Raw genomic sequence first — 12,933 nt, 5'->3', positions numbered from 1 at the left:
CAACCACCGCAAATGCCACGGCCGCCGTCATCGCGCAAATGCCTCGCATGTTCTTCTGCATCCGCGCATCTCCTTTTAGATGACCGGACTCAACCGTCGACAGCCCAAACGGTTCCGCCAAGCCAATCGACTGCTCAAACCGGGGAGAGGACCACAGAAGCGTCCTCGTTCAGGTGCAAAGATACGCCGCCCATCCGGCAGTTCGATTGCCATCATCCCGTCAGGGGCGGCACAAGGTTCTGCAGCGCGAGTGCCGCTGCCGCGTCCGTTACCAGTGCCACAGGTGCAAGTTTCGTTTGCTTCTTCTGCGTCACGCGGAATTCCACGCGCCAGCGAAACAGGATGCCGATCGCGATCCATGCTGGCGCGCGACAGCCGAGACCCTTGCACCTGCAACTTTACTCTCTTGCACGATGTACTTCTGCGCGTCCGTAAAGAACCGGCGCCCGCGCGCGGCGGCAGTGTAGCATCTGTCTGCCCTGTCTTGCTGTTTTCGGACGTCGCGCCGTTAGTGATACCACCAACGGTCGGGCGGGCGGAGGGATGCTGCACGCCAGTTGAGATCCAGTTCGCCATCCTCCAAGTCGCCACGTCAACGGCGTAGCGCGTAAGGCAACTGATGCAGCGCGGAAGCACCGCCCCAATTCATCGCCTTGACATGCATTGCCCAGAGCGCCCGGAGCGCACGATTCGTTCGTCCGTGCTCACGCCAAAACGCTGGCGTTGACCGCGCGCGTGGCTCTTTCTGGCGTTGTTGCAGACACGCATCTCAGCGCAATTGTGCCTTCGATTCCGCATGTTTACGCGCCACCTCCTTGCAAGCCAGCGCTCGAACGTACGCCGGTTGAGGCGGTGATGGCGGCAATAGCTGTGCGCGCCAACCCGCTCTGACACCACGCTTCGAAGTGAACCACCCCAGAAGTACTTGCGTTCCGTGTGCTCGAAATGTCTCAAATTCACCGAGGACCCTCCATGCTACGAAGGAACCCCAACATGCTGCGATTTTGCACTACGCCAACGAGGTGTCAGGATCGGACGCTCACGAAACGACGTATGCGTCCGGTGGCTGCACGTGATGTCAGCTCTTGACGGGACTTTGCACTTTCCACGCCCAGGGCAGGAGTTCGTCGAGGCCGTTGACGGGATGCCCGTCGAGCATACGCTGCAATACGTCGGCGAGATAGGCGTAGGGCTCGACATCGTTGAGCTTGGCAGTTTCGGTGAGAGAGCAAACGATTGCCCAGCGGTCGCCGCCACCATCGCTGCCGGCGAACAGGTGGTTCTTGCGGCCGAGCGCAACAGGACGGATGGCGCGTTCGACCGGGTTGGTGTCAAGCTCGACACGGCCATCGGTGAGGAAGCGGGTCAGCCCGGTCCAGCGCGACAGCGCATATCGGATCGCTTCGGAAAGCGTGCTGCGTCCGGAGATATGCTGAAGCTGTACTTCCAGCCAGGCGTGGAAGGCGGCGACAACGGGTTTCGTTCGCTGCAGCCGGGCCGCAAGCCTGAGGGCCGGCGCCTGTCCGCGCACATCCGCCTCAACGGCGTATATTTCACCGATCCGGCGCAGCGCCTCAGTTGCCACGGGCGATCCGGTCGCTTCGACCACGTCATAAAACTTGCGCCTCGTATGCGCCCAGCAGGCAGCAAGAACGATTTCGCCACTGGCAGCGAGCTGTTCAAAGCCGGCATAACCATCGACATGCAGCACGCCCTTGAAGTGCTGAAGATGCGATACCGGGCGCTCGGCCTTTCGGTCCGGTGCAAACAGGTAGACTGCCGCCGGCGGCTCGGGTCCGGCCCAGGGCCGCTGCTCACGCGCATAGACCCACAACCGCCCCGTCTTGGTGCGTCCACGGCCCGGATCGAGCACCGGCACCGGTGTGTCATCGGCGAACAGATGGTTGGAGGCGAATATGTTCTTCACCAGCCGCTCGTGCAGAGCTTCCAGCCACCAGCAGGCGCCGCCGACCCAACCAGCCAGCGTCGAACGCGCCAGATCGACACCATGCCGGGCGAAGATCTGCGATTGCCGGTAGAGCGGCGTGTGATCGCAATATTTGGCGACCAGCACCTGCGCCAGAAGCGCCGGCGTTGCCAATCCGCCGGCGATCAAGCGCTCCGGCGCAGCCACTTGCGCTACGGTCTCGCAGGCACGGCAGGCGTATTTGGGGCGCGTGATGCGGACCACGCGCAGCTGTGCCGGAACCCAGTCGAGCATCTCGCTGACGCTCTCGCCGATCGCATGAAGTGCGCCACCACAGCACGCACAGGCCATACCGTCGATGTCGAGTCGCACGTCCTCGCGCGGCAGATGATCGGGCAGCGGCTTGCGGTGGGATGGCCGCTCCAATGGTGGATGGACGCTCGGTCTGCTCTCCCGGATGCGGGCGATGTCGGCGTCAAGGTCTTCCAGGGCGAGCGCCAGTTGATCGGGGTCGAGGCGCTCGGAACGCCTGCCGAACTGCGCCCGCTGGAGCTTCTTGATGATCGATTGGAGGCGTTCGATCTCGCCATCGCGGCTCTCGACGGTAGCTGCCATATCGCGCAGCAGGCGCTGCAAAAGTGCTGGATCGGACGGCAGATTGTCGAGATCGATCAACATGATCCAATCTACCATGAACCGCTCAAAAACCCAAGGATTCCGGTAGTTTCCGTGTCGATCGGCGGAACGTTTTCAACCGGCCAGAGCCGGTCTCCAGATGCGTTCGGGTGCGCGCCAGTCGATGCCCTCGATCAGCATGGCAAGCTGTGCCGGCGTCAGCGTGATCGAGCCGTCATAACCTGCCATACGCGGCCACACGAAGCTGCCCTGGTCGAGCCGTTTGGTGAACAAACACAGCCCATTTCCGTCCCAGAACAGGATCTTGAGCAGCGACGCCTTCTTTCCGCGGAAGGCAAACAGATGACCCGAGAACGGGTCCTGCTTCAACGTTGCCTGGACCAGCATGGCGAGCCCGTCGAGTCCCTTCCGCATGTCGGTGTGACCCAACGCCAGATGCACCTTCACGCCCGCCGGAACGATCATCATGGGCTCACCCCTCCGCTGTCGATCCGTGCGCGCACGACATCGGGATCACACCCTTCCGGCGCGAACATGCGCCGCCCATCAGGCAGATCGACGGCCATCATTCCGTCAGGTGGTTGCACGAACCTCTGCAGGGCCAGCGTCGCCGGCATGTCATCTGGTAGCGTCACGGATGCGAGTTTTGCGCGCTTCCTCTGCGCCACGTCGAACTGCACGCGCCAGCGGAACAGCATCCCCGTGACGATCCCGTGCTTGCGCGCGACGGCCGAGACGCTCACGCCTGGCTGGTTGCTCTCCAGCGCGATGGCACGCTTTTCCTCGTCGCTGAAGAAGCGCCTGGCAGCTTGCGGAGGCGGCGTCGGTCCATCCTTGGCGGCACCTGTCAAGTCGCTTTCGGGCGCCGTTCCGTTAGCACTAGTGCTAACGGCCGGGCGGGCGGAGGGATGAAGATGCGCGCGCCAGTCGATCTCAACCTCGCCATCCTCCAAGCGGTCACGCCAACGGCGCAGCGCATAGGGCGAAAGATGCAGTGCCGCGGCGTATTCGCGAACGCACATGCCGCTCCAGTTCATCGCCTCGACATGCATTGCCCAGAACGCCCGGAGCGCACGATTGCGCACATCCGTGCTTACGCCAAAACGTTGGCGTTGACGCCGGCGCGGCCCTTTCTGGCGTTGTTGCGGACACGCTTCCCGGAGCAATTGTGCCTGCGATTCCGCATGTTTGCGCGCTGCTTCCTTGCCCATCAGGTGGTCAAGCCAGCGCTCGAACGTACGCCGGTTGAGACGGTGATGGCGGCAATAGGTTGTGCGCGCCAATCCGCTCTGACGCCACGCTTCGACATGAATCACCCAGAAGGACTTACGCGCCGTGTTCTCGAAATGTCTCAAATTCACCGGAGATCCTCCACGCTACGAAGGAACTCCACATGCTGCGATTTTGCACTACGCCAACGAGGTGTCAGGACCGGACGCTTACGAAACGACAGAGGACGGCGAGATAAAAGCGCCTGCCCGAAACGCGCTAAGCCATTGGGATAGCTCGCGTTTTTTCGTGCACATCTTTTGGTCGAGTGCATCCGGCACAGTTTATGTGAGGGATTCCAGTACCTTCGCATGCACATGGCAGTTACTCCGGTAGCCGGCAGCCTCGCATAAGGTGGGAAGATCCGGGACATGCACAGCGCTTGAGCTGCAGATCGGCCAGCAGATCTAACGCGCCTTGCAAGGGTTGCGTGTTGGGCCGTTCAGGCCAGGATTGTGCTACCTCCGGTCACGCACAGTGGTTCAGCGGTGCGGCATGGCCGACCTGACTCGAAGCAGTCGCTTTCGCCACGCCTACTGAATGACGGCTTTGCGCCCCATGCACTAACCCGCTTCGCGGGAGAGTCGCCTCGTTCTGAGATGACGCGACAGGCATTGGCCTTGAGCGGGTAGAAGCTGCGGTCTGACCATGGAGTTCCCTTCAACGAGAGGAACTCGCCATGGATACCCTGTTGACCAATGCACCGACCACGCCGCTTCGCCAGCGCATGCAGCAAGACATGCTCATGCGCGGCCTGGGCTCCCATACCCGGCAGGACTACGTTCGTCACGTCCGACGCTTCGCAGTCTTCCTCCGACGCTCTCCCGATGCCGCGACGTCCGAGGACATCCTCCGCTTCCAGCTGTATCAGCATGAGAACGGTGTCGGCCCTGCAACGATCAACGGTGGAGTCTCCGCACTGCGGTTCCTGTTCCTGGTGACGCTGAAGCGGCGGGATCTGGCGCGTGCGCTGGTGATCACCCGGTATCAGCGCAAGCTACCCAACGTGCTGAGCGTGGAGGAAGCGGCGCGGCTGCTCGAAGCAGCACTAGGCATCAAGTACAAGGCCGCGCTTGGCGCCGCTTATGGCCTGGTGTTCGCGTGTCCGAGGCCGCTCATCTCAAGGTCGACGACATCGACAGCACGCGCATGCTGATCCGCGTTGACCAGGGCAAGGGGCGCAAGGATCGCAACGCCATGCTCTCGCCCCAGCTGCTGGAACTGCTGCGACTGTGATGGCGCGAAGGCAAGCGGCGCGGGGTGATGCTCCCACATGGCTGGCTGTTCCCGGGACGCAGTTGCACCGATCCGATCTCTTCGCGGCAACTGCATCGGGCGGTTCAAGAGGCAGCCGAAGTCGCCGGCATCCGCAAGCGCGTCAGCCCGCACACGCTGCGGCACAGCTTCGCCACCCATCTGCTCGAACAAGAAGTCGACATCCGCGTCATCCAGGTGATGCTCGGCCACAGCAAGCTCGATACGACCTTGCTCTACATCAAGGTCTCGACCCGGACGATCCACGCGGTCTCCGGGCCACTCGACCGGCTCATGGCGCTGATGGAAGGCACGACGCCGCCTTACGTCATGTTCGTTCACCGGCCCCTTAACCGGCGGCAGTGTAAGCCGTCTTTACGATCGTGAAGAACTCGGCCGCATATTTGCCCTGCTCGCGCGGGCCATAGCTCGAGCCCCTGCGGCCGCCAAACGGCACGTGGAAATCGACACCTGCTGTCGGCACATTCACCATCACCATGCCCGCTTCCGAATTGCGCTTGAAATGCGTTGCATGTTTCAGCGAGGTCGTCACGATGCCGGCCGAAAGACCAAATTCCGTGTCGTTCGAGGTCGCCAGCGCCTCTTCGTAATCCTTTACCTTGATCACGGCAGCCACCGGCCCGAAAATTTCCTCACGGCTGATGCGCATTGAGTTGGTCGCTTCGGTGAACAGCGCCGGCTGCAGAAAGTAGCCCTCCGTCGCCGCCTTTAAGCGCTCGCCGCCGGCCACCAGCTTGGCGCCTTCTCTCTTTCCGATCTCGATATAGTCGGTGTCCTGCTTGAGCTGGCTCAGATCGACCGCCGGTCCGATTTCGGTATTCTTGTCGAGGGCATCGCCGACGCGCAGGTTGCGGGTACGCTCAGCGAGAGCATCCACGAACGTATCGTGGATGCCTTCCGTAACAATCACGCGCGAAGCCGCGGTGCAGCGCTGTCCGGTGGAGAAGAAGGCGGACTGGGCAACGGTTTCTACGGCGACCTTGAGATCAGCGTCATCGAGCACGATGGTCGGGTTTTTGCCGCCCATTTCGAGCTGGAACTTGCGATTATGCTCGATCGAAGCGGCTGCAACCCGCTTGCCCGTCCCCACCGAGCCGGTGAAGGAGACAGCGCTGACGCCCTTACTGTCGAGCATGGTCTGCCCAACGACCGAACCCTTGCCCATGACGAGGTTGAGCACGCCGTTGGGCAGGCCGGCGCGAACAAGAATATCAACGATCGCCCAGGTCGACCCCGGCACGAGGTCGGCCGGCTTGATCACCACGGTATTGCCATAGCCGAGCGCCGGGGCAATCTTCCAGGACGGAATGGCGATCGGGAAATTCCACGGCGTGATGATGCCGATGATACCCAGCGGCTCGCGGGTGATTTCGACGCCGACGCCAGGGCGCACCGACGGCAGCACTTCGCCCGAAAGACGCAGCACTTCACCGGCGAAGAAATCAAAGATCTGGCCGGCCCGGGTCACTTTGCCAATGCCTTCCGGCAGTGTCTTGCCCTCTTCGCGGCTCAAAAGTTCGCCCTGTTCCTCCTTCGCCAGAATGGCTGTTCAAGCGATGAAATCCAGCTCAATCATGTATGAGGGTATGCCAGCACATTAAGGCTCTGTGATATCTAGCTGGAGAGAGGGGAGTGCCCCTCTGCCAGTGCTAAGATTTCCGCAAAGATCGAGACTGCAAGAACTCGAGGCTCTCGCACCGATGGGACCAAGCCCACCGGGCCGCGTAAGCGCGAAAGGTTGTCTTCCAAAGCACCACCTCTACGCATCGTCTCTAGTCGCCGATCACGAGCCTTTCTGGAGCCCTGGGCACCAATGTAGAAGGCCGGAGAGGCGAGAGCCCTTGTTAGGATCGGCGGTTCCAAACTGTGGTCATGGAAAAAAAGCACTACCGCAGTGCGGGCATCGATTTCCAGATGGGGAGGGAGGACTCCTCGACAAAGGGAGGCAGTGGCGCATCCCGCGGCACTAGCAACTCTGATCGTCTCCTCCTCGGGTGAAAGTAGGAGGTGGGGGTAGTTAAGCGAGTTCACTACTTGGGCAAAGAAGGCCGCCTCTGGTCCTATTCCAAAGATGACAAAACGAACATCTGGAATAAGTGCAACACGGTATCCGCACTTTGTCCAACCAGTCGGCCCAAGAGGGACTACAGTTAGATCGCCTCCAGCTTCCAAGAGCAGTGAGCAGGGCTCTCGGCGTGCGTAGAAACTCTCGATTTCAACCAGAATGGAAGTCGTAGGCCTAGGGATCAAAGTGATGTCCAGGCCGCCACCACACGGCAGCTGAATGTCCATGTAAGGAGAACCGACTCCGTAGCGGATTGCCCGTGGCCTCCCCTCTGCGAGCACTTCTTGCGCCTGAAGCGCTAGATCGCCTTCAATGCAACCTGAACTTAGGGTTCCTACTCGTCGACCTGACGCAAACAGTGCCATCATGGTACCTGGGCGACGATATGCTGACCCTTCGATGCCGGTGATTACCGCTAGCGCAGCAGGTTCATCTGCGTGAAGAACGGCGCTTAACACGTCATATGCCGTGTGATGGCCGCCATCTGATCTGCGAGAAGAAGATAGTAAGGCCGTATCTAGCTGGTCATGCATCGATGTGTTCTCGGAGACTGGCCAATTGTCACGTATTGGTGGAGTTGTTGCCGAAATGCTCATGATGAAATTGATTGGTTAGAAGTAAGTTTTGGCTTATCAAGAGAAAATTCAGAAGCTATTTCTATGAAGCTGTTAAGAATTTTCGAGTTACTCTCTCGATGCCAGACAAAATATGTTTCATAGAAAATTGAATTGTCGGCGATTTCCCTAGCTACTGTACCACTATGCTGGTTCTGCGAGGTCGACTCGGGGCAAAGACCGATGCCGATCTCGGCGGCAACAAGAGCGAAAAGCGCATCAGTTTGATGAACTTCTTGGGCGACCTTTGGAGCGAACCCTGCATCATGGCATTTTTGCTCGAAGGATTTGTGAAACTCGCGCCAGCCGAAACGGGGTGGCAAGACAAGTGGCTCGCGCGCTAAATCACTCAGAAATACTTTCGTCTTCAAACTTAGTCTGTGAGAGACCGGCAGAATGAGCACTGCAGGCTCCACGGAAATGCAGACAGTGTCGAGATTGCTGTCGCGTATTGGACCGAGGGCGAAGCCACAGTCGAATTGCTTGTCTGACACGAAACTCAGGAGGTCGTCCGGCGACTTTGGAGCAAATTCAACGTAAACGTCGGTGAATTGACGCCGGTAGCGAAACATGATCTCGGAAAGCGGACCTGCAAGCAACAGGTCGACATATCCAACACTAATGGTGCCTGCTTCTCCGGTCGGTGTTCGCCGGGTGAGGTGGATTGCTTGGTTCAATTGATGGATAACTCGCGATCCGTGCTCCTGAAACGTCTTGCCGGCTTCGGTCAGCCGTACTGTTCTTGTCGTGCGCTCGAGTAACTGTACTCCGAGGATCTCTTCTAGATTCTGGATAGTTCTGCTGAGCGCCGGTTGGGCCAAGCTTAGCCGGTCTGCTGCCCTGCCAAAGTGCAGTTCTGCAGCCACTGCCAGAAACGCTTGGATATGCCTGATCTCGATCAACATTGGGCACAACTCACCAGTGGCGGCGGAAGGTTGTTATTGGTTCAGGCGCGGGGCGGCGCATCTACAGTAAGAGCCTTTCTGCTGCAGCCGGATGTCCGACATGGCGCAACGCACGCCCAGCTCTGGCGATTGTCGATGTGTCATAGTCCTTCGCATCGATCGACAACGGTCGCGCTAGCGGTTGGCTGCCATAGGACCTGCTTATCTGGCCGGCTGGCGCCTCGCCATAGAGCGTCGTGCGCTGGCGAACCGTGCGACCGATGGATATCGCCAGCCGATCCATCTGTTCGGGGGGCATCTCTTCGCCGTGTTGGGCGCCGGCCGAGCGGGTGATGCTTTCGTTCATCAGTGTTCCGCCAATGTCGTTGGCGCCGGCTTTCAAGCAGACAGCTGCCCCTTCGCTGCCCATCTTCACCCATGAAGTTTGAACGTTCGAGATCAGGTTTCCGAAGGTGAGGCGGGCGACGGCATGCATCAGTACGGCTTCTCGGAATGTCGGGCCCTTTCGAGCATTCCCCTTGAGGTAGATCGGCGCCTCGTGCGCCACGAAGGGCAGGGGCACGAACTCGGTGAATCCTCCGGTTCGCTCCTGAATATCGCGAATAGCTAGAAGATGCGTTCCCCAATCCAGCGGGGTGTCGACGTGCCCGAACATGATCGTAGCGGTTGTCCGAAGACCTAGCCTGTGCGCGGTCTCCACGACTTCGCACCATTGCGCGGTCGTCAACTTGTCCGGACACAGCGTTGCTCTGACCGAATCGTCGAGAATTTCTGCGGCCGTGCCAGGTAATGTCCCGAGGCCTGCATCGACCAGACGCTTTAAGTAATTGGCGACCCTCTCGTTCGAGGACGCGGCACCGCTCCAAATCTCTAGCGGAGAAAAGGCGTGGATGTGCATGGCCGGGAGCGCGGTTCTGATGGCCTCAACAATCGAAAGGTAGGTCTCGCCGGTGAAGTCCGGATGAATGCCTCCCTGCAGGCACACTTCGGTAGCGCCACGGCTCCAAGCTTCTGTCGATCGCCGCACGATCTCCTCGAGATCCACCACGTACGGGCGGCCGCGAAGATTTTCACTCATCTTGCCTTTCGAAAAAGCGCAGAACTGGCATCGGTAGGTACAGACATTCGTGTAGTTGATGTTCCGGTTGACGACGTAAGTTACGACGTCGCCGCTGACAGCCTTGCGCATCTGGTCTGCCGCTTCGATGACATGCCTGAAATCACCGTCACGCGCCGAAAACAACGATGCGATCTCGCTCCTGTCGAGTCGCTGGCCGTCGAGGCTCCTCAAAACGGACCGCTCGATAGATGTAGACCGCACCTTGTTGAGTGCCGGATGCGGAAGGGGGGGAGGCGGAGCAACGGTAACCCCGCTCGTCCAACTGTCCTCGCGGCCAAGGCCACCAGCATCGCCGGCTCGCTTTACCATCGGTTGGACGAGCGGCGAGAGCCATCTCGGCCCATTGTAGCTGGGGTAGATCGGCAGGCGCGGAACCAGACTTTTACCGGCAAGGGCCGTCTTGGTACGCAGACTGTTAAGGCTTGGCCACGGCGCTTCCGGGTTCACATGGTCGATGGTGACGGGGGATATTCCTCCCCAGTCGTTTATGCCGGCCTCCAGCAGGTGCGCCAGGCCTTCGGAGCTCAGGTTCGGCGGCGCCTGGATGTTCATCTCTGGCCCCAGCACGAGTCTGGCCATGGCAATCGTCCAGGCAGTGTCGTTGAGATCGGGTTCCGGCGCGCTTGCCATCCTCGTTCCGGCTTTTGCCCGGAAGTTCTGAATGATCACTTCTTGGATGTGACCGTAGCGACGATGCAGATCGCGAATAGCGAAAATCGTTTCGAGGCGCTCCACGCGGGTTTCGCCGATGCCGAATAAAAGGCCTGTCGTCATCGGCACGTCAAGTTCGCCCGCGGCGCGCAGCGTCCCAATCCTGGCGTAGGGGAGCTTATCGGGCGAGCCGTAGTGCGGCCCGCCCTTCTCGCAAAGTCGGAGCGAAGTGCTTTCGAGCATCAGTCCTTGCGAGACCGAAACGCCGCGAAGCCGTGCGATCTCGTCATGCGTCAACACACCGGCATTGATGTGCGGAAGAAGCCCGGTTTCGCTCAGCACGGTTCGCGCCGCCTCGGCCAGATATTCCACGGTCGACCCGAAGCCCATACTCCGCAGCGCCTCAGCCGCGACGCTGTACCGCAGCTCAGGCTTGTCTCCCAGGGTGAACAACGCCTCGGTGCATCCGGCCCTTGCGCCTGCGCGCGCGATGTCGATGACTTCTTCGATCGACAAATAAGGTTTACTCAAACCGCGCGGTGCCTTCGCAAACGTGCAGTAGTGACAGACATCGCGGCAAAGCTGCGTCAGCGGAATGAATACTTTTGGCGAATAGGTGACGATATTGCCGTGCGCAGAACGGCACATGTCGGCGGCCTTTGCCATTAGTTCCTCAAGGGGGACATGTAGCCCGATTTCGGTTGCTTGCTCGATCGACAGATCATTGGTCATTGAAACGTTCATCCGTCACAGGAACTGCGGAGGGTTGCTGGTGCTTTCGATCGTCATGGATTTTCGAACAGCGGATAGGGGGCCGCGGGCCGCGATGCCTAGACTGCGAGCTAGCCTGGAGGCATTGGTGGTGTCTGGCATTCTGGCCAGGTCGACAATTTGTTCCGGCCAATCGATATCAAAGGCTAGGCCCGCCAGGTGTAGTTGCACGCTCGTCTGGCCCGATCGCCGGATGCTATCTACGTGTAGGCGGAAGCTGGAGGGCCCGAACTGGAAATTGATCGCGGCAGATGCAGAGAGACCGATGCAGTTGGTGCCTCCGTCCGGCTCAGCCTCGACCAGGGCAATCGGGCCAGGCAAGGCGATGGCGGCGGCCACCGTCGAAAGCTCGGCTGCGGCGACCATGGGGACATCAGCAGGGACGACTATGATCGGTCTATGATCACTTTCGCGCAGATGGCAAACCGCCAAATCGACAGATCGACAATACCCGGACGAACCGCTACCGAGCAGAGCGAGTGCCCCGTGATATCTCGAAAAATTTGCCGCAGCGTCATCGTCCGTGACCACCACGACACGCGAAACGTGGTCGCATGATCGGGCCGCCGCGATTACGTCCATGAGCATCGCCTCGACCAGTAGGCGACGTTCGTCGGCGGTGAGCACCCCGGCAAGACGCTGCTTGCCGCCCTCAAGGCTCCGGACCGGTATCAGCACAGTTGATCCTAGTGCTGTCTCTTGGGCGAAAGTGCCCGAAGCGGGTGTCATCGTGACCTCTTTCGGATTGAGCCGTCGTCGACGATGGCGAGCACGTCGCGCGCCAGCCGTTCGCAATCCTCCGGCTCGGGCATGGAAATGTCGCTCATGGCGACCGCGATACCCATCTCCCTGATCGCGGGAGCTAGCGCCGCGTCGGCGTGATCGATGACCATGCCGTCGATCAGTGGCTGGTAATATCGCGCCACGCCAAGTGCATTCGGCGTCATGCCGAGGTTTCGCATGTTTCTGGCGGTCGGTCCTTTGAAAGCACTTTCACCCTTTATCGGACTGACCGCGATGACGGGTGCGGGAGCATCGACTAGCGCCTTTCTGGCGCTATCCATCGCAATGATCGGCCCGATGCTGAGCACTGGATTGGATGGGCAGATGATCGTTGCCCTCAAGCTCGGGTTCGACAGGCCAGCCATGAATAGTGGCGACGGAACGGCGGTTTCGGCGCCTCGGTATTGGATGGCTCGAACCTCTGGCTCCGCGCGCCTCCGGACGAAGTAGCGCTGGAAGTCAAGTTCGCCCTCGGCAGTTTCGAGGATAGTCCGAATGGGGAGATCCGATGAAGGACAGATCGTGCACGTGACGCCCAGTCGCTCCGCCGCGGCAGCTGTCAGCGTCGAGAGTGTGGCACCACGGCGCAATTGGTCGGTTCGCCAAACATGCAGCGCGAGGTCCCTGTCTCCAAGCTGAAACCAGTCCTCGCCACCGAGATCTCCGATCGTATCCATGAAGTTCCAGGACTCGTCGGCGCGTCCCCAACCCTGCCCCCAGTTGTTTAGGCCGGCGATGGTGTAGATGATCGTGTCGATGTCCGGCGTTATACTGAGCCCGAGATGGTCAAAATCGTCGCCGACATTCGCCACCACAAGCAGCGCCTTGGCCGGCAGCGTTCGCGCCAGACCCATGGCTAGCTTGGCGCCTCCGACGCCACCGGACAGGGCTACGATCTCCAGTCCGTTGGCTCTCAT

The 12,933-nt window shown here is 60.2% G+C and carries 8 protein-coding genes and 2 pseudogenes; 1 reads left to right on the top strand and 9 read right to left on the bottom strand.

What is annotated here, in order from left to right; all coding sequences use genetic code 11:
- Positions 1 to 1,078: 1,078 nt before the first annotated feature.
- The 3 genes from tnpC to tnpA all read right to left on the bottom strand — a co-directional run bounded on the left by tnpC (position 1,079) and on the right by tnpA (position 3,924).
- Positions 1,079 to 2,605, bottom strand: a complete 1,527-nt coding sequence (gene tnpC / locus O1Y97_RS02700; RefSeq protein ID WP_318764215.1) for an IS66 family transposase — start codon at positions 2,603 to 2,605, stop codon at positions 1,079 to 1,081.
- 72 nt (positions 2,606 to 2,677) lie between these two features.
- Positions 2,678 to 3,031, bottom strand: a complete 354-nt coding sequence (tnpB, locus tag O1Y97_RS02695) for an IS66 family insertion sequence element accessory protein TnpB (protein ID WP_067965081.1) — start codon at positions 3,029 to 3,031, stop codon at positions 2,678 to 2,680.
- The gene (gene tnpA / locus O1Y97_RS02690) at positions 3,028 to 3,924 is read right to left on the bottom strand and encodes an IS66-like element accessory protein TnpA (RefSeq protein WP_318761437.1); all 897 of its coding nucleotides are present in this window, start codon (positions 3,922 to 3,924) and stop codon (positions 3,028 to 3,030) included. Before tnpA ends, tnpB begins: the two co-directional genes overlap by 4 nt.
- Before the next feature lie 587 nt (positions 3,925 to 4,511).
- On the opposite strand from tnpA, the pseudogene O1Y97_RS02685 reads away from it, so the two are divergent.
- Positions 4,512 to 5,473: pseudogene (locus O1Y97_RS02685) on the top strand (tyrosine-type recombinase/integrase).
- On the opposite strand, the pseudogene O1Y97_RS02680 reads toward O1Y97_RS02685, so the two are convergent.
- The 6 genes and pseudogenes from O1Y97_RS02680 to cofD all read right to left on the bottom strand — a co-directional run.
- Positions 5,436 to 6,641, bottom strand: a pseudogene (locus O1Y97_RS02680) (aldehyde dehydrogenase family protein); the annotation flags it as partial. The pseudogenes O1Y97_RS02685 and O1Y97_RS02680 sit on opposite strands and share 38 nt — an antisense overlap.
- Positions 6,642 to 6,721: 80 nt before the next feature.
- On the bottom strand, positions 6,722 to 7,705 hold the full coding sequence (locus tag O1Y97_RS26250; protein ID WP_404801242.1) for an XdhC family protein: 984 nt from the start codon (positions 7,703 to 7,705) through the stop codon (positions 6,722 to 6,724).
- Positions 7,706 to 7,764: 59 nt separating this feature from the next.
- Positions 7,765 to 8,691, bottom strand: a complete 927-nt coding sequence (locus tag O1Y97_RS02675) for a LysR family transcriptional regulator (RefSeq protein WP_318763003.1) — start codon at positions 8,689 to 8,691, stop codon at positions 7,765 to 7,767.
- Positions 8,692 to 8,752: 61 nt separating this feature from the next.
- Positions 8,753 to 11,194, bottom strand: coding sequence for a 5-amino-6-(D-ribitylamino)uracil--L-tyrosine 4-hydroxyphenyl transferase CofH (gene cofH, locus O1Y97_RS02670; protein ID WP_318763002.1), 2,442 nt, complete (start codon positions 11,192 to 11,194; stop codon positions 8,753 to 8,755).
- 15 nt (positions 11,195 to 11,209) lie between these two features.
- Entirely contained in the window at positions 11,210 to 11,962 is a 753-nt protein-coding gene (gene cofC, locus O1Y97_RS02665; protein WP_318763001.1) for a 2-phospho-L-lactate guanylyltransferase, read from the bottom strand.
- On the bottom strand, positions 11,959 to 12,933 hold the full coding sequence (cofD, locus tag O1Y97_RS02660) for a 2-phospho-L-lactate transferase (protein ID WP_318763000.1): 975 nt from the start codon (positions 12,931 to 12,933) through the stop codon (positions 11,959 to 11,961). Before cofD ends, cofC begins: the two co-directional genes overlap by 4 nt.

Origin of the sequence: Aminobacter niigataensis (assembly GCF_946995915.1) — a bacterium.
GTDB lineage: Bacteria > Pseudomonadota > Alphaproteobacteria > Rhizobiales > Rhizobiaceae > Aminobacter > Aminobacter niigataensis.
This window is presented reverse-complemented; position numbering and strand designations above follow the sequence as displayed.